The 17,468-nt window shown below is 67.6% G+C and carries 14 protein-coding genes and 1 riboswitch; of the genes, 5 read left to right on the forward strand and 9 right to left on the reverse strand.

Annotation, left to right across the window (positions count from 1 at the left end):
• The first annotated feature begins 1 nt into the window (after position 1).
• The gene (locus ACU0DV_RS01730; RefSeq protein WP_446242055.1) at positions 2 to 1,345 is read left to right on the forward strand and encodes an ATP-binding protein; all 1,344 of its coding nucleotides are present in this window, start codon (positions 2 to 4) and stop codon (positions 1,343 to 1,345) included.
• A gap of 237 nt (positions 1,346 to 1,582) precedes the next feature.
• Here ACU0DV_RS01730 and trpA read toward each other — a convergent pair whose 3' ends face one another.
• On the reverse strand, positions 1,583 to 2,374 hold the full coding sequence (gene trpA / locus ACU0DV_RS01735) for a tryptophan synthase subunit alpha (RefSeq protein WP_283982720.1): 792 nt from the start codon (positions 2,372 to 2,374) through the stop codon (positions 1,583 to 1,585).
• A 93-nt stretch (positions 2,375 to 2,467) separates the two neighbouring features.
• On the opposite strand from trpA, the gene ACU0DV_RS01740 reads away from it, so the two are divergent.
• The gene (locus ACU0DV_RS01740) at positions 2,468 to 3,361 is read left to right on the forward strand and encodes an NAD-dependent epimerase/dehydratase family protein (RefSeq protein WP_446242054.1); all 894 of its coding nucleotides are present in this window, start codon (positions 2,468 to 2,470) and stop codon (positions 3,359 to 3,361) included.
• A 17-nt stretch (positions 3,362 to 3,378) separates the two neighbouring features.
• On the opposite strand, the gene ACU0DV_RS01745 is transcribed toward ACU0DV_RS01740, so the two are convergent.
• Positions 3,379 to 4,017 (reverse strand): TIGR02453 family protein, encoded by a 639-nt coding sequence (locus ACU0DV_RS01745; RefSeq protein ID WP_446242053.1) that lies wholly within the window; start codon positions 4,015 to 4,017, stop codon positions 3,379 to 3,381.
• A 134-nt stretch (positions 4,018 to 4,151) separates the two neighbouring features.
• Between ACU0DV_RS01745 and ACU0DV_RS01750 the strand changes: the two genes are divergently transcribed.
• Both ACU0DV_RS01750 and ACU0DV_RS01755 read left to right on the forward strand, forming a co-directional pair.
• The gene (locus ACU0DV_RS01750) at positions 4,152 to 5,501 is read left to right on the forward strand and encodes an MATE family efflux transporter (RefSeq protein ID WP_446242052.1); all 1,350 of its coding nucleotides are present in this window, start codon (positions 4,152 to 4,154) and stop codon (positions 5,499 to 5,501) included.
• Between the two features lie 127 nt (positions 5,502 to 5,628).
• A complete protein-coding gene (locus ACU0DV_RS01755) occupies positions 5,629 to 6,018 on the forward strand; it encodes a DUF805 domain-containing protein (protein ID WP_100927364.1) in 390 nt (129 codons plus the stop codon).
• 61 nt (positions 6,019 to 6,079) lie between these two features.
• On the opposite strand, the gene ACU0DV_RS01760 is transcribed toward ACU0DV_RS01755, so the two are convergent.
• Positions 6,080 to 6,499 carry a VOC family protein gene (locus ACU0DV_RS01760; protein WP_100927363.1) on the reverse strand — a complete coding sequence of 140 codons (420 nt, stop codon included), beginning with the start codon at positions 6,497 to 6,499 and terminating at the stop codon, positions 6,080 to 6,082.
• Positions 6,500 to 6,623: 124 nt separating this feature from the next.
• Here ACU0DV_RS01760 and ychF point away from each other — a divergent pair, with 124 nt between their 5' ends.
• Positions 6,624 to 7,721 carry a redox-regulated ATPase YchF gene (gene ychF, locus ACU0DV_RS01765; protein ID WP_100927362.1) on the forward strand — a complete coding sequence of 366 codons (1,098 nt, stop codon included), beginning with the start codon at positions 6,624 to 6,626 and terminating at the stop codon, positions 7,719 to 7,721.
• 32 nt (positions 7,722 to 7,753) lie between these two features.
• Here ychF and ACU0DV_RS01770 read toward each other — a convergent pair whose 3' ends face one another.
• From ACU0DV_RS01770 to ACU0DV_RS01795, 6 genes are all read right to left on the reverse strand, one after another.
• A complete protein-coding gene (locus ACU0DV_RS01770) occupies positions 7,754 to 12,271 on the reverse strand; it encodes a beta strand repeat-containing protein (protein ID WP_446242051.1) in 4,518 nt (1,505 codons plus the stop codon).
• A 340-nt stretch (positions 12,272 to 12,611) separates the two neighbouring features.
• Complete coding sequence (gene tenA, locus ACU0DV_RS01775) at positions 12,612 to 13,322, reverse strand: thiaminase II (RefSeq protein WP_446242050.1); 711 nt, start codon at positions 13,320 to 13,322, stop codon at positions 12,612 to 12,614.
• Positions 13,319 to 14,119 carry a bifunctional hydroxymethylpyrimidine kinase/phosphomethylpyrimidine kinase gene (thiD, locus tag ACU0DV_RS01780; RefSeq protein ID WP_446242049.1) on the reverse strand — a complete coding sequence of 267 codons (801 nt, stop codon included), beginning with the start codon at positions 14,117 to 14,119 and terminating at the stop codon, positions 13,319 to 13,321. The genes tenA and thiD overlap by 4 nt, the downstream gene beginning before the upstream one ends.
• Positions 14,116 to 14,727 (reverse strand): thiamine phosphate synthase, encoded by a 612-nt coding sequence (gene thiE, locus ACU0DV_RS01785; RefSeq protein WP_446242048.1) that lies wholly within the window; start codon positions 14,725 to 14,727, stop codon positions 14,116 to 14,118. The genes thiD and thiE overlap by 4 nt, the downstream gene beginning before the upstream one ends.
• The gene (thiM, locus tag ACU0DV_RS01790) at positions 14,724 to 15,512 is read right to left on the reverse strand and encodes a hydroxyethylthiazole kinase (protein ID WP_446242047.1); all 789 of its coding nucleotides are present in this window, start codon (positions 15,510 to 15,512) and stop codon (positions 14,724 to 14,726) included. The genes thiE and thiM overlap by 4 nt, the downstream gene beginning before the upstream one ends.
• Before the next feature lie 58 nt (positions 15,513 to 15,570).
• Positions 15,571 to 15,665, reverse strand: a riboswitch (TPP riboswitch).
• A 146-nt stretch (positions 15,666 to 15,811) separates the two neighbouring features.
• Positions 15,812 to 17,383, reverse strand: a complete 1,572-nt coding sequence (locus tag ACU0DV_RS01795) for a GMC family oxidoreductase (protein ID WP_446242046.1) — start codon at positions 17,381 to 17,383, stop codon at positions 15,812 to 15,814.
• Positions 17,384 to 17,468 lie beyond the last annotated feature (85 nt).

Genomic DNA, 17,468 nt, shown 5'->3' on the forward strand with positions numbered 1-17,468 from the left:
CTTGGGGGAGCCGTCATCCCTGCCGGGCGACATGGTGTCCCGCGCCCGCTACGAACGCGCGCTGAAGGCCCGCGCAGAGGCCGAAGCCCTGCTGGAAGAGAAGAGCCGCGCCCTGTGGGAGGCCAACAAGGCGCTGCGCGAACAGGCGGAGGCGCTGGAGGAGGCGGTCCGCAGCCGGACGGAGGAACTGGAACGCGCCCGGGCGGAGGCGGAGGCGGCCAACGACGCCAAAAGCGGCTTTCTCGCGGTCATCAGCCACGAGATCCGCACGCCGATGAACGCGATCCTCGGCATGGCCGCCGGGCTGGAGGAAAGCGCGCTGCCGCCGGAACAGCACGAGATGGCGCAGGTGATCCTGTCGTCGGGCCGGGTGCTGCTGGACCTGCTGAACGACCTGCTCGACCTGTCGAAGATCGAGGCGGGCCGGATGGAGGTGGAGATGCGCCCCTTCGACCTGCGCGCCTTCGCGGCGGACGAGCGGGCCCTCTTTGCAGAGACGGCGGCCTCGCGCGGGCTGGCGTTCACGGTGGAGGTGACGGCGGAGCAGGCGCTGGTGGTCAGCGATCCGACCCGGCTGCGGCAGGTGCTGTCGAACCTCCTGTCGAACGCCTTCAAGTTCACCCGGGAGGGCGCGGTCTCTGCCCGGCTGACGGTGCGGGACGGCCGGCTGGAGATGCGGGTGACCGACAGCGGGCCCGGCGTGTCGGAGGCGCAGCGCCGCAGGCTGTTCCATCCCTTCACGCAGGGCGACCCGAGCGTGTCGCGCACCCATGGCGGCACGGGGCTGGGGCTTGCGATCTCGCGCCGCTTCTGCCGGCTGCTGGGGGGCGACCTCGTGCACGAACACGCCCCCGGCGGCGGCGCGTGCTTCGTGGCAACCGTGGCACTTGGCGCGGCGCCCGTGGCCGACCGGCGGGTCGACCGGTCCGAGGGGTACGAGGCCGAGCAGATCCTGCACGCCCGGCGCTGGCGGGTTCTCGTGGCGGAGGACAGCCAGACCAACCAGAAGGTGCTGCGGCTGGTGCTGAAGCCCTTCGACCTCGACCTGCGGATGGTGACCGACGGCGCACAGGCGGTGGCGCTTTGCAGGGCGCGGCCCTTCGACCTCGTCCTGATGGACGTGAACATGCCGGTGATGGACGGCCTCGCCGCCGCCGCCGAGATCCGCGCGTGGGAGGCGGGGGCGGGGCGGCCGCGCGTGCCGATCATGGCGCTGACCGCCAACGTGATGACGCACCAGGTTTCCGACTATGCCGCGCAGGGCATCGACGCCCATGTGGGCAAACCCTTCCGTCGCGAGGAACTGGTGCAGGAAATGGCCCGCCTCCTGCGCAGCCCCTCCTGACCCCGGGCTCGGCCGTCCCCCTCACAGGCCATTCCTCCGACCCGGCCAGCGGCATCCCGACCCGTCCTACTTCCCGATCGGACCCGTCGTCACGTCGCCCCCTTTCATCTTGGCAACAATACCTCGGGGGTCCGGGGGCGGCGCCCCCGGTCGTGCGGAGCACGACAATCGACGGATCCTTCAGGCGCAGCCGGGACGACACCTGTGGCGAAACCGGGAACTGTCCGGGAGGGACCGTCAGGCGCTGTGTGCGCCGTCGGACAGCGTCTTCACGAAGGACAGCACCTCCGCCGTGGACTTGCCCTCGGCGATCTGGCCGACGATGGCGGTGCCGACGACGCAGCCGTCGGCGACCTCGGCGATGGCCTTGGCGCGTTCCGGCGTGCGGATGCCGAAGCCCACGATCACCGGCAGGTCGCTCACCGCCTTGATGCGGGCGACCTCGGGGCCCACGTCGCCCGCCTCGGCGGCGGCGGCGCCGGTGATCCCGGTGATCGACACGTAATACACGAAGCCGGAGGTGTTCTGCATGACCTTCGGCAGGCGCTTGTCGTCGGTGGTGGGCGTGGCAAGGCGGATGAAGTTCAGGCCCGCCGCCTGCGCGGGCAGGCAGAGCTCCTCGTCCTCCTCGGGCGGCAGGTCGACGATGATCAGCCCGTCGATCCCGGCCTCCTTCGCCTCTGCAAGAAAGCGGTCCACCCCGCGCGAATAGATCGGGTTGTAGTAGCCCATGAGCACGATCGGCGTGGTGTTGTCGCCCGCGCGGAAGGCGCGCACCATGTCGAGCGTCTTCACCAGCGTCATCCCGCCTTCGAGCGCGCGCTGCCCGGCAAGCTGGATCGTCTCGCCGTCGGCCATGGGGTCGGTGAAGGGCAGACCCAGCTCGATCACGTCGACCCCGGCCTCGGGCAGGCCCTTCATCACCGCCAGCGAGCTGTCCACATCCGGATCGCCCGCCATGATGTAGGCGACAAAGGCTTTCTTTCCTTCCTCGCGAAGTTGGGCGAACTTGGATTCGATGCGGGTCATGGTTCTCTCCGGTCAGCGTTCTAGGTCTGTTGCCGGAACGGGCGGGGAAAATCAATGGCCCCGCCATCGCGACAGGACTGCAAGGGAGGCAACATGCGTATTCTGTTCACCGGCGGAGCGGGCAAGGCGGGGCGGCACGTGGTGCCCTACCTCGTGAAACAGGGGCACCGGGTCCTGAACCTCGACCTCGTGCCGCTCGAGGCGGAGGGCGTGGACAACATGATCTGCGACCTGACCGATCCGGGGCAGGTGTTCTCTGCCATGCAGAGCTATGCCGACCTCGACGAACTGGAACCCGGCACCGGGCTGCCGTCCTTCGACGCCGTGGTGCATTTCGCGGCGATCCCGCGCATCCTCATCAAGCCCGACTGCGAGACCTTCCGCGTCAACACGCTGTCGACCTACAACGTGCTGGAGGCGGCGATGAAGGCGGGCGTTCCCAAGGTGATCTTTGCCTCGTCGGAGACGACCTACGGCGTCTGCTTTGCCGATGGCGAGGTGAAGCCGGAGTACGTGCCGGTCGACGAGGAACATCCCACCGTGCCGCAGGACGCCTATGCCTGTTCGAAGGTCTGCAACGAGGCGACGGGGCGCAGCTTTCACGCGCGCTGGGGCCGCGACATCTATGGGCTCAGGATCAACAACGTGATCGAGCCGCACGAATACGCCGAGATGTTCCCGTCCTTCGTGGCGGACCCGTCGCTCCGGCGGCGCAACATCTTTGCCTATATCGACGTGCGGGATCTGGGCCAGATGGTGGAGTGCTGCCTGAAGACCGACGGGTTGGGCTACGAGGTGTTCAACGTCTCGAACGACGATCTGTCCGTGGCACTGAGCAACGCAGAGGTGCGCAAACGCTTCTACGACGGTGTGCCGGTCAAGCGCGAGATGGGCGAGCGGGAGACTTTCTATTCGAACCGCAAGGCCAAGGAGATGCTGGGCTACCAGCCCGCGCATTCCTGGCGGGACGTTCTGACCGAGGTTTGAGTGGGACGGCCGGTCGGTCAGGCGACGGTGGCGAGCCAGCCCATGATGGGCTGCGCGCGGATCATGACGTCGCGGACGCCCGTGCCTATGTCGCCGGTCAGCGCGTCGTCGAGGCCGTCCGCCCAGGCCACCAGCCCCTTGTGCCGCAGAAGATCGGCGCGGGGGTGGTCGGCGGGGTAGGGCGCGGGTACACGTTTCAGCGCCGGGGGATCGATGCGCCAGCCCTGGGCGAGCAGGTCTTCCAGCGTCTCGCCTTCGGGGCCGGCTATGGCGGTGCGGAAGCGGTCGGCCTGCGCCGGGCCGAAGGCCATGATGCCCACGCCCATCGTGGCATAGTCGGGCGCGATGCCCAGCATCCACGCCCGCCCGTCGCGCAGCGACCACATCATGTGCAGGTGCGTGTGGTAGGGCGTCTTGTCCGGCGAGAAGCGCACGTCGCGGTAGGGGCGGAAGAGCTTGGTGCGGGGCTGCTGCCCGGTCTCGGCCTCGAGCCACGCGGCGGTTTCGGCCAGCAGCTTCTCGGAGGGGCGCTTCAGCTCCGTGTCGTAGCGGGTTTTCTGGATCTGGAACCACTCACGCGAGTTGGACTGCGCCAGCTCCCCGAGAAAGGCGCGCGCATCCTGAAAGAGGTGATCGAGGTCAATCGGATCGGCCATTCGGGTGTCAATGCGAGGAGTAATTTCCGCTACGTTAACACACAATTCTCATATCCGCACCTGGAGCGTGCGGAAACACATGCTTGCGGCGGGACGAATGCCCACGTAATCGCCACATCATGACCCGGACGGTGATGACATATCCTCAGCACGCGAAAGCGTTGCTGAGCCTTGGCCTGCCGCTTGTCGGCGGGCACCTTGCGCAATTCGCCATCGGGCTGACCGATACGGTGGTGCTGGGCTGGTACGGCGTGCCGGAACTGGCGGCGCTGACGCTGGCGACCTCGCTGTTCTTCACGCTGTTCCTGTTCGGCGCCGGTTTCGCCTGGGCGATCCTGCCGATGGTTGCGACCTTCGCCGCCAAGGGCGACGAGGTGATGATCCGCCGGTCCACGCGCATGGCGCTGTGGATCTCGACCATGTACTTCGTGCTGGTCATGCCGCTCCTGTGGTTCTCGGACCCGTTGCTGCGGGCGATGGGGCAGGCGGAGGAGATCGCGCGGCTGGCGCAGGACTACCTGCGGATCGCGGGCTGGGGCATGCTGCCGGCGCTTGGCGTGATGGTGCTGAAGAACTACCTCGCCGGGCTGGAGCGGACGCGCGTCGTGCTCTGGGTCACGGTGGCGGCGGCGGTGGCCAACGGCGTGGCCAACTACGCGCTGGTCTTCGGCAAGTGGGGCCTGCCCGAGCTGGGCATCGCGGGTGCGGCCATCGCCTCGCTCGGCGTGCAGATTCTGTCGCTGGTGCTGATCGTGATCTACGCCGTGCGGGTGCTGCCGGAGCACACGCTGTTCGTGCGGATGTGGCGCCCCGACCGCGAGATGTTCTTCCGCGTCTTCGCGCTGGGATGGCCCATCGGGCTGACCACGCTGGCCGAAGTGGCGCTGTTTGCCGGGTCCTCGGTGCTGATGGGCTGGCTGGGCGCCGTGGCGCTGGCGGCGCATGGTATTGCGCTGCAGATCTCGACCGCGACCTTCATGGTGCAGCTTGGCCTGTCGAACGCCGCGACGGTGCGCGCGGGCAATGCGCTTGGCCGGGGCGACAGCGACCACCTGATGCGCGGCGCCAAGGTGGCGCTGTGGATGGGGCTGGTCGCGGTGGCGCTGTCGGTGCTGCTGTTCGTGTCGGTGCCGAACCTGCTGCTGAGCGCCTTCATCGACCCGCTGTCCCCGCTGCGCGACGAGATCCTGCGCGTGGGCCGCCTGCTGCTGCTGATGGCGGCGCTGTTCCAGCTGATGGACGCGCTGCAGGTGATCCACGTGGGCCTTCTGCGCGGGTTGCACGACACGCGCGTGCCGATGATCATGGCGACGCTGGCCTACTGGGGCGTGGGCATGCCCGCCGCCCTGGTCTTCGGCTTCTCGCTGGGCCTCGGCGCCGTGGGCGTCTGGCTGGGGCTGGTCTGCGGGCTGGCGGTGGCGGCGGTGCTGTTGATGACGCGCTTCTGGACCCGGGGCCGCGGACTGATCGCCATGCCGGTCTGAGGCCCGGGTGGGGGTATTTCACCATTGATCGAAAACCCCTGCCGGTGATTTACTGGGGGAAGGCCCCCGCGCGGGCGCCGGAAACGCGAAACACTTACAAGAATATGCATTTACAGGAGACAGATTGATGGACACCACCATGGCGCATGCCCCGGCGGGGGGCGGCAACTACCGCGAGGACGTGGCTTTCGGCGAGGCGCTGAGCCGGTTCTTCAAGAATTACATCAACTTCGAGGGCCGCTCGAACCGCGGCGAATTCTGGAAGGCGTGGCTGGCCTGCTTCGTCGTGTCGATCGTGGCGAACATCATCGACGCGATCATCGGCGTGCCGATCCTTGGCGGCCTGTGGTCGCTGGCCATCATCGTGCCGCAGATCGCCATCGGTGCCCGCCGTCTGCACGACATCGACCGGTCCGGCTGGTGGCAGCTGCTGGTGTTCATCCCGCTCATCGGTTTCATCATCCTGATCGTCTGGTTCGCCAAGGCACCGGAGAACGCGCCGAACCGTTTCGGCTGAGACCTTTCAAGGGACATGACCGGAGGCGCGGGGCAGGTGTCCCGCGCCTTTTGCGTCTGCGTCAGCCCTGCGGCGCTTCGGCCATGACCATCCAGCGGATGCCGAAGGCGTCGGTGAGCGTGCCGAAGGCGGGGGTCCAGAACGTCTCGGCCAGAGGCATGCGAATCTCGCCGCCTTCGGCGAGCGCGTCGAAGATGCGGTTGGCTTCCTGCGCGGTTGCGACCGTCAGGTTGACGGAGCAGCCGGCCATCGGCTGGACATCCGGGCCGATGTCGTCGGAGCCCATCAGCGCGCCCGAGGGCAGCATGAGCATGGCGTGCATCACCGCGTCCTCGGGCGCACCGGCCATGTTCGCCTTGTCCGCCTCCGGCAACTGGGAGAAGTCCATGATCTGCGGCGCGGGCAGGTCGAGGATTTCCGCGTAGCGGGTAAAGGCCGCGCGGCAGTTGCCCTTGAAGAACAGGTACGGGGTGATCTGCATGGTCGTCTCCTTCATTAATTTGATATCAACGTAATCGGTGGAGGGCCTCCGGGTCAATGCCTCGCCTTGCGTTTGGGCGACGCTCTGCCTAGAAGGCCCCGGACCCTTGGCTTGGAGCGATGTGATGGGATTTCGGATGGGGATCGTTGGACTGCCGAACGTGGGCAAGTCCACGCTGTTCAACGCGTTGACGAAGACCGCCGCGGCGCAGGCGGCGAACTTTCCCTTCTGCACGATCGAACCCAACGTGGGCGACGTGGCGGTGCCGGACCCGCGGCTGGACAAGCTGGCCGGGATCGCCGGGTCCAAGCAGATCATCCCGACGCGGATGACCTTCGTGGACATCGCGGGCCTCGTGAAGGGCGCGTCGAAGGGGGAGGGCCTGGGCAACCAGTTCCTTGCCAACATCCGCGAGGTCGACGCCATTGCGCATGTGCTGCGCTGCTTCGAGGACGATGACGTGACCCACGTCGACGGCCGGGTCGATCCGGTGTCCGACGCGGAGACCATCGAGACCGAGCTGATCATCGCCGACATGGAATCGCTGGAGAAGCGCCTGCAGAACATCGTCCGCAAGGTGCGCGGCGGCGACAAGGAGGCGGTCCAGCAGGAGCGCCTGATGAAGATGGCGCTGGAGGTGCTGGAGCAGGGCAAGCCCGCGCGCGTGGTCGAGGTCGACGCCGAGGACATGAAGGCGTGGCGGATGATGCAGCTTCTGACCGCGAAGCCGGTGCTTTACGTCTGCAATGTCGACGAGGGCGACGCCTCGGAAGGCAACGCCCTGTCGGCCAAGGTCTTCGAGATGGCGGCGGCGCAGGGCAATTCGGCGGTGGTGATCTCGGCCAAGATCGAGGAAGAGATCAGCCAGCTCGACGCCGAGGAAGCGCAGGAATTCCTGGGCGAGCTGGGTCTGGAAGAGGCCGGTCTCGACCGTCTCATCAAGGCGGGCTACGAGCTTCTGGGCCTGCAGACCTACTTTACCGTGGGGCCGAAGGAGGCGCGCGCCTGGACGATCCGCAAGGGCACCGGCGCACCGCAGGCCGCGGGCGTGATCCACGGCGATTTCGAGAAGGGCTTCATCCGGGCCGAGACCATCGCCTACGACGATTACGTTGCGCTCGGCGGAGAAGGTCCGGCGAAAGAGGCCGGCAAGATGCGGGCCGAGGGCAAGGGTTACGTGGTGCAGGACGGCGACGTGCTGCATTTCCTCTTCAACACCTGACGCCGCGCGGTGGCCGCCGCCCCTCGACCTCCCTACACGAAGAGGTCGTAGTCGTAGGCAGAGACGATGCCGCTGCCCGCGAAGGCGAAGTAGTCGACGGTTTCGTTGCCGTGGGCGGTTTCGCTGTCGAGGCTCTTGTCCTCCTCGACGCGCACGTTGAAGGTCGTGCCGTCGAGGCCCGGGCCGCCCGCCCAGGCCGGGTCGCTGCCGCCGTAGGTCGAGAGGCCCGCCAGCACGCCGTCCGCCGCCAGCGACAAAGGCGCCGCGGTGACGGAGCCCTGCACGCCGGAAAGGCGCCCTGCCTCCCACGAGAAGCCTCCGAATTGGCCTGTGCCCGCCTCGATCGCGACCCAGCCGATCGTCTCTGCGTTGTGCACGCCGTCGGTCGAGGCCTCCTCCTCCTGCATCGCCACCTCGAAGCCGTCCACGGTCGAGCCCTGCTGCCGCGTGGTGACGAAGGAGGGGCCGTTGGTGCCCTGCACCTGGCTCAGCACAACCGGCGCCGCGTCGAAGTCGGCGGCGAAGCTGACCTGCTCGAACCCGTCCGCCGTGAGATTGGCGGTGTTCAGCGTGCCGGCCTCGATCACCGTGCCGTCGGGCAGGACCCAAGTGCCCGCCTCGACCACCATGTAATGCACCCGCTCGCCCACAGGATGCAGGCCGTCGAGGTAGTCGGGCTCCTGCACGCGCAGGGTCACGCTGTTGCCGGTGACCTGCGTGATGCGCGCATTGACCTCTTGCAGGCCGTTGTCGGTCTCGACGTAGGCCAGCGCCACCGGGTTGTCGTAGGTGCGGCCGAGGGTCAGGGTCGTCTGCTGGTGGGTGAGGGTCGCGCTGTCGGTTTCCAGGATCTCCTGACGCGGTGCGGCGGCCAGTGTCTGTGATCCGGAGAAGGCAAAGTAATCAACGGTTTCCGGGCCGTGCGCCGTCTCGCCGTCGGCGCTCTTGTCCTCCTCGACCCGGACGTTGAAGGTGGTGCCGTTCAGCCCGGTGCCGCCGGCCCAGGCCGGGTCGCTGCCGCCGTAGCTCGACAGCCCCGCGACCACGACGCCCGCCGCGAACGAGAGCTGTGCCGCGGTGTTCGACGCCTGCACGGCGGAGACCTGTCCGGCCTCCCATGTGAACCCCGCGACGGAGCCGCTGCCGCCCTCGATGGCGATCCAGCCGATCTTCTCTGCGTTGTGCACGCCGTCTGTCGCGGCCTCCTCCTCCTGCATGCTCACGCCGAAGCCCTCGGCGCTTGTGCCGTTCTGCCGGGTGGTGACGAAGGCCGGGCCGTTGGTCGTCTGGACCTGGCTGATGACCACCGGCGCGCTGTCGAACTCGCTGTCGAAGGCGACCTGGTCGAAGCCCGCCTCCGCGAGCGTGCCGGAGGTCAGCGTCCCGGCCTCGATGAGCGTGCCGTCGGGCAGGATCCAGCTTCCGGACTCGACCACCATGTAATGCACCGTTTCGCCCGTAGGGTGTATCCCGTCGAGGTAATCGGGCTCCTGCACGAACATCCGCAGCGTGTTGCCGGAGACCTGCTGGATGCGCGCGTTGACCTCATGCGCGCCGGTGTCGGAGGCGACGAAGGCGATCACCACCGGGTCGATGTAGGTGCGCTGCAGGGTCAGGGTGGTCTTCTGGTGGGTCAGCACGACCGTCCCGGTCTCGCCGAAGGCGCCGCTTGCAAGCGTGCTGACGTTCACGATGCCGTCTGCGAATTCCAGCCTCTCGACCCGTTGCAGCACATCGCGACCTTCGTCGCCGTCGTCGGGGTTCAGGTCCTCGACGAACACGGTCCCGTCCCGCGTCACCGACACCGCGAAATCCCCCCGCGCCCCGGCATAGACCGCTGTATCCGTGGCCGCGCCGCCATCTATCGTGTCGTCGCCGAGCCCGCCGATCAGGCGGTCCTCACCGCCCCGGCCGTCGATCTCGTCGTTGTCGGCGCCGCCGTCGATCGTGTCCGAACCGGACTCCGAGCCCCTCAGGGTGTCGTTGCCTGCGTCACCGCTCAGATTGTCGCTGATGCTGGACACCAGCTCGAAGTCGCTGTCGATCACGTCATCGCCGTCGCCGCCGCTGATCGTCTGTGAATTGAAGCCAGCCAGGATGGTATCGTTGCCGCCACGGCCTTCGATTGAGACGTCTGCGGCGTACATCAGGAAATCGTCGCCCTGGTCGGTGCCGATGTAGTGTTCTACCCTGATCATTTCGGTGGATTGGGCCGGGTCGTCGAGGGACGACACGTTCGTGTCGAGGCTGAAACCGGGCCGGTTGACCTTCATGCCGGTGCCGGTGACGCCGCTCATGTCGAGCGTGTCGTTGCCGGGGCCGCCGTTGACGATGTCGCCGACGCCGTCACCGATGGGAAGCCCGTCGAGCAGGATGAAGAGATCGTCGTCGTCTCCGCCCGAGTAGGACCCGCCGCCGCCGAGCTCGATCGTGTCGTCGCCGCCCAGGGCGTCGATCGTGTCCTCGCCGCCCTGGGTCCGGATGTTGTCGCCCAGAGCCGTCCCGGTCACGCTTTCGGCGTCGTCATCGCCAAAGATGGAGAAGCCGGTGCCGTCCGCGTCTGACATGGTCGAGATCGAGACGGCCGAGAGATCGAGCGCCGTGGTGTCCTCCATGTAGATATGGAGGTCGAGGCCGACGAGATCGCTACCGATCTTGAGGACCTCGACCGTGTTGATCGTGCTGATCTGCGCTGCCGTCATTGAAATGCGGGTCGGCGCGCCGGGATACCCGAAATTCTGATCGACCGTAATGACTTCGAAGCCGACCACGGTGTCATCGCGCAGGTTGAAGCTGCTGTAGGGAAGATTACCGTCGAAGAACAACGTGTCGGTGTCCGGACCGCCATCTAAGCTCTGCCCCGACTGGCCGTCGCCATATATGAAATTGATGGTGTCGTTCCCGGACCCGCCGAGAAGGGTGTCGCGTCCCGGGCCATTTGTCAGGTGATCGTTGCCGCCGAGTGCGCTGACGAACATATCGCCGGAATCGCCGAAAAACACGTCGCCGGAACCGGTCAGGATGAAGCGTTCGATGCTTGTGAAATTGTCGAGGTCCCCGAGGGAATGTTGGCTCTCGCCGGAGTTGGCATCCACGATCACAGAGCCGGACAGAGCGGAGTAGTCGAGCGTATCGGTGTCGGCACCGCCATCGATCATGTCGGAGCCCGTCCCGCCGATGATCAGGTCGTCACCGGCGCCGCCGGCCACGCTGTCGTCGTCGCCGCCGCCGTCCAGGGTGTCTGCGCCTTCTCCGCCGGTCAGGGTGTCGTCGCCGCTTCCCCCGACGAGGTGATCCTTCTGGTCTATGCCGAGGTCCGTGCCGACCAGAGTGTCGCTGCCGCCGGTGCCGGCCTGGAAGCCTATGCCCTCGTAGACGGAAAAGCGGGCTTCGTCGTACGTCAGTCCGATGTCGCTCAGCGCCGCCACGACCGTCCGCGCGCCGTCGGCGGTGATGGCGACCGACGGGCCAAGCTCGCTGCCGGTACCGTCGAAGCCGCGGGTGGTGTCGGCGGTCCCGTCGGCCGCATACATCTTGACGGTGACGTTCTGGGTGGTGAAACCGTCAAAGGCGAGGACGAAGCGTCCGTCGTCACTGACGTCGATATCGGTGTTCGGCAGCGGCAGTTGTGTCGACGTGACGAAGACCTGGCTTGCGTCCACGGCGGTCCCGTTCGATTCGAAGCGCCGATAGAAGACCTGACCTCCGGTCGCGCCGTCGGTGGAGCCGAAGGCCACGTAGATCCGCCCGTCCGCGTCCACGGCGACGGCAGAGTTGCCCTCCGACCGGTTCGTGACGGTGTTCACGGTCGTGTTGCCGAGAAGCGTCCCGTCGAAATCGTACCGGTAGAGCGAGACATCGTTGGGCGACCCGGTGTTGTCCACCTCTTCCTGTGTCAGGGTCACCGCGAAGGCAAAGCTGCCGTCGCCCGTGTCCTTGCTGGCGAGCGCGGCGATGTCCGGATCAGACTGGTCGGACGCTGCCGTGGAGACGTACTGCGACGCAGCCTTTGCCGTGTCGTCGGCATTGAACAGGCGCAGGCGGACATCCTTGTCGGTGCTGGAGAACGCGTTCTGGTACACCACCGCGTAATCGCCGTTGTCGAATACCGCGATCTTGCCGTTCGACTGGTCCTTGTTGGCCACCGTCGCCGCGTCGCTTTCCACCTGGATCGCGGATCCGATGCGGGTGCCGGTGGTTGTGACCCGCTGGACGAAGACGTTCTCGATACCGCTCGTCACCGAGCTGTAGACGACAAGGACCGTTCCGTCAGGGGCATAGGCGATGTCGGTGACCGTTTCGGCACCCGCGCTGTCGGCGACCGTATGAGCCACCCCCTTGGGCGTACCGTCGGCGTTGTATTCCTGGAACACGACGTCGGAATCCGACGCGGAATAAATGTAGGACCACGCCACGACGAAATCGCCATTGTCGTTCACGGCGACGACCTGGGAGACATCGTCTCCGATCCGGTTGACTGTATCGAAGGTGGTTCCGGCCTCGAGCATGGTCTGGAAATCGATCGGGGCCGGGGGGGTGGTGTACGCCATGCTGAAATGAACCTTCCGGTGGAGGGTGCGGGTAAATGCTCAAGTTGCCCGGTTGCGGGAAACAGACGGAATTCAAGGCTGTTCTGAAATGCCTCGGCAGGGGCGAGGCGGGATTTTATTCTCGTGAAAAGGTTATCAGCTTTATTGTGAATGCGTTAATTAATGTTTCGTTTTCATATCGGGGTATTATGTCGTCCCGCTGCCGCGGAAGACGTTCCTTGCGGCGCTGCCCGGCGGTACGTCGACCTGCGTGGCGGAGGCGTGGATTCGCGGGGTGGCGGTCTGCACCGCGCGGAAAGCGGGTGGGGCGGAGCGGGCGAAACGCTCCGCCCCGTGGCGTTCAGGCCGTCGGGGCAGCGGCCCGCTGGCCGGGCGCGGGCATGTCTGCGGGCTGCGTCCAGCCGTCCATCCGGTAGGCGCTGTCCCAGAACCGCCATTCGTGCCAGCACGCCCGTTCGAAGGCCTCCGACATGCGCGCCCGGGCGGGGCCGTCCGCCTCTGCGCCCAGCCGGTCGGTCAGGGCCATCATCCGGGCGACGCTTTCGTCGAAGGCCTCGCCGGAATAGGTGTCGATCCACGCCGCATAGGGATTGTCCGGCGCGCTGCGGGTCGCGATGTCGCGGCCCACGTCGCGATAGATCCAGAAGCAGGGCAGGAGGGCGGCCACCGCCTCCGCAAAGGGGCCGAGGGCCGCTGTTCTCAGCAGGAAGGACACGTAGTGGTCGCAGGCGGCAGAGGGGGCCATCCGGGCCAGCATCGCCTCTGTCACGCCGAAACGGTCCATGTAATGCGTGTGGAGTTCGCGCTCCACCGCGATGGCACCGGCGGCGGACCCGGCAAGCTGCGCGACGGCGGCGGAGTCGGGCGCCTTGGCGGCGGCAAGCGACAGCGCCCGGGCGAACCCTTCGAGGTAGAGCGCGTCCTGCACGATGTAGCCCTGAAAGACATCCCGGCGCAGGTGTCCGGTCGCCATTTCCGTGTTGAAGGGCATGTCGTGGATCTGCTGCCGGAGCGAGAGGGTCTGTGCGGCAAGGTCGTCTGTGAAGGTCATTTCGAGGTATCCATATGGTAGAAGTGATTGACCGGCCCGTGGCCGGAGCCGACGCGCAGCCTGTCCGCCGCAGCGATGGCCGCGCCGATGTAGCGCTTGGCCCGGTCCACCGCCCGGTCGAGCGGCAGGCCCGCGCCAAGCGCCGTGGCCAGCGCGGAGGCGTAGGTGCAGCCGGTGCCGTGGGTGTTGCGGGTCGGGCTGCGCGGGGCGTCGAACCAGGTCTCCCCCTCGCGGGTGGCCAGCAGGTCCGGGCTGGTGTCGCCGGGCAGGTGGCCGCCCTTCAGCAGCACGGCGCGCGGCCCGAGGTCGAGGAGGGCGCGGGCGTGTGCGACCATCTCCGCGCGGGTCGTGGCCTCCGGCCAGTCGAGGAGGTCGGCGGCCTCCGGCAGGTTCGGGGTGATGACCGTGGCGCAGGGCAGCATGGCGCACAGCGCCTTGACCGCCGGTTCCTGCAGCAGCCGGTCGCCGCCCTTGGCGACCATCACCGGGTCCAGCACCACGGGGCAGTCGAGCCCGTCGATGCCCTTGGTCACCGTCTCGATGATGGCGGCGTCGCCGAGCATCCCGATCTTGACGGCGTGGATGTGGATGTCCGCGCGGATGGCGGCGATCTGGGCGGCGATCAGCCCCGTGTCGCAGAGGCTGACGCCGGTGACGCCCCTTGTGTTCTGCACGGTCAGCGCGGTGATCGCGGTCATGGCATAGCCGCCCATGGCGGAGATCGCCTTGATGTCGGCCTGTATGCCCGCGCCGCCGGAGGGGTCAGAGCCCGCGATGGAGAGGATGTTGGGGATCATGTCGTCCTCCATGCGTCGCAGAGGGCGCGGGCCGCGCCGGTCATGTCGGCGGCCCGCGATATGGCGGAGACGACGGCCATGCCGTGCCCGCCCGCCGCCTTCAGCGCGGCGGCGTCTCGGGCGGTCAGGCCGCCGATGGCGATGCAGGGCAGCGCGGTGCGGGCGGCGATGGCTGCAAAGCCGTCGATGCCGATGGGGGTGGCGTGATCGGGCTTCGACCCGGTGGCGTAGACCGGCCCGACGCCGAGGTAATCGACGCACTCCGGAACGGCCGCCAGTTGGTCCGCGTGCTCGACCGACAGCCCGAGGATCATGTCCGGCCCGATGCGCGCCCGGATGGCGGCGGGGTCGCCGTCGCCCTGACCGATGTGCAGGCCGTGGGCGCCGGCGGCGACGGCCACCTCCACCCGGTCGTTGACGATCAGCCGGGCGCCGAGGGGCAGGAGTGCCGCCTTCAGCTCACGGGCGAGCGGCAGGAGATCGGCGTCGGACCGGGTCTTGTCGCGGAGCTGGATCCAGCCCGCGCCGCCCTGTGCCGCCGCGATTGCCTGCGCTGGGACTGGGGCAGGGGCCGTGGCGTCGGTGACGAAACAGAGCGGCGGGATCATGGCCGGATGATCCGCGCGCCGCGCGCCAGGTCCTGCCCGTCGAGCGTGTAGAGCGCGTCGAGGAAGGCCACCTGGAACGATCCCGGGCCTTTCGCCTTTTCGCCCGCCCTCTCTCCGGCGAGGCCGTAGTAGGCCAGCGCGGCCACCGTCGCCTCGAACGGGTCCTGACCGGCGATGAAGGCGCCGACGATGCCGGTCAGGGAACATCCCAGCGCGGTGATGCGCGGCATGAGCGGGTGGCCGTTCTCGACCTCTGCAAAGCGGGTGCCGTCGGTCACGAGGTCCGCAGCCCCCGTCACGGCCACCACGCCCCCGGTCCGGCGCGCGAGGCGGACGGCTGCGTCCGAGGCCTGCGAGACCGCGTCGCCCGCATCCACCCCCTTGCCGGAGGCGCCCTCACCGGCGAGGGCGATGATCTCGGAGGCGTTGCCGCGGATGACGGTGGGGTTCAGGGCGAGGAGCTTTGCGCCGACCTCCCGCCGGTAGGTGGTTGCGCCGACGGCGACAGGATCGAGCACCCATGGTTTGCCACGGTCGTTGGCGGCCTTGGCGGCGGTCTGCATGGCGTCTGTCCATGCGGGCGACAGTGTCCCGATGTTGACGGTCAGGGCGCTGGCGATGGCGGCGAATTCGGCCGCCTCCTCCTGTGCGTGCACCATGGCGGGCGACGCGCCGGCGGCGAGCATGACGTTCGCCATGACGTTCATCGCGACGAAGTTGGTGATGTTCTGCACCAGCGGTGCGGTGGCGCGCATGTGGTCGAGGTATGTGTCCGGTGTCTGCATCGTGTCCTCCTTTGCCGGACGGCATGGAAGACATCGGACGAAGGACAGGGCAGAGCCCGGACGTTCCGCTGCGCCTCCCTCCGCCGGCATTATCCGGTTCAGGTTCGAAGGGTACGTCTCAGCCCGGTTTCCCGAGCGCCCCTGTCGCTAGTGCGGGGACACTTGCATCCGTCACGGTGCGCGTCAATCGCCCGGATCGGATTTTCTGCGGGTGGCAGGGGAAGGAGGCATCCGGGCGGGGCCGGAAAAACAGAACCGGGCGCAGCAGGGCCGCGCCCGGTCCGGGGATCAGCTTTGCGTCAGAGCGTGCCGCGCGACATCTCGGCGGCGATGTGATCCGCCTGCCGGATCGCCAGCGCCACGATCGTCAGCGTCGGGTTTTCTGCCGCGCCGGTGGTGAACTGCGAGCCGTCCGAGATGAACAGGTTCGCGATGTCGTGGGTCTGACCGTGCTTGTTCACCACGCCGTCACGCGGGTTCTCGGACATCCGGTTGGTGCCGAGGTTGTGCGTGGACGGGTAGGGCGGCGTCGGGAACACGCGGGTCGCGCCCACGGCCTCGTACATGGCGATGCCCTGCTTGTAAGCATGGGCGCGCATCGCCTTGTCGTTGGCGTGGTCGCTGAAGTGGACGTTGGCCACCGGCAGACCGTGCTGGTCGGTGACATCGTGGTTCAGGGTGACGCGGTTGGTCTCCTGCGGCATGTCCTCGCCGACGATCCACATCCCGGCCATGTTCTCGTAGCTGTCGAGGGCCGAGGTGAACTCCCGCCCCCAGGCGCCGGGGTCGAGGAAGGCGGCCATGAACGGAATGCCGAGCGACAGGGTTTCCAGCTCGTAGCCGCCGACGAAGCCGCGCGACGGATCGTGCCGCGCCTCGTCCTGCACGATGCCCGCCATGGTGGTGCCGCGCCACATGCGCACCGGCTTGTCGAAGGTCGCATAGACCGATCCGGTCATGTGCCGCATGTAGTTGCGCCCCACCTGGCCAGAGCTGTTGGCGAGGCCGTCCGGGAACATCGACGAGGCGGAGTTCAGCAGCAGGCGCGGGCTTTCGAAGGAGTTGCCCGCGACGCAGACGATCCGTGCCTTCTGCATCTGCAGGTTGCCGTCCGCGTCGAAGTACTCGACGCCCGTCACCTTGCCGCTGTCGTCGTGCAGAATGCGGGCCACATGGGCGCGCTCGCGCACTTCGAGGTTGCCGGTGTCCTCGCCTGCCGGGACCTCGGTGTAGGCCGTCGACCACTTGGCGCCCCACTTGCAGCCCTGAAAGCAGAAGCCGGTCTGCTGGCAGGGGATGCGGTCGCCGTCGTCACGGGTCTGGATCGCCATGCGGCCGGTGTGGACCTCGGTGTAGCCAAGCGCCCTGGCGCCCGCCTCGAACACCTTGTAGTTGTTGTTGCCGGGTAGGCCGGGGCGGTTGCCCGTGCGGGTCACGCCCATCTTCTCCTCGGCCTTGTCGTACCACGGCGCCATTTCGGCGGCGTCGATCGGCCAGTCGAGCAGGTTGGCGCCGGTCACGTCGCCGTAGGTGGTCCTGGCCTTCCACTCGTGATCCTGGAACCGCAGCGAGGCGCCGGCCCAGTGGGTCGTCGTGCCGCCCACGGCCTTGACGATCCACGCGGGCAGGCCGCTGAAGTCCTTCGCCACGCGCCAGTCGCCGGACGTGGTGCGCGGATCGGTCCAGGCGAGTTGGCCGAAGCTTTCCCACTCGTCGTTGACATAGTCCTCGGGCAGGTAGCGGCCGCCCGCTTCCAGCGCGACGACGCTGATGCCCTTCTGGGCCAGTTCGTTGGCCAGCGTGCCGCCACCGGCCCCCGTGCCGATGATGACGACAACGCTATCGTCGTTGAGATCAAAGGGTGCAGTCATGTTCATTCTCCTCCCGGAGCCGGCCTCTCGTCTCGCTTCTGCATCCGTCGAAGGGGCCCTGCGCATCTGGCACGGCGTTCGGCGG

This window comes from Sagittula sp., from assembly GCF_052825245.1.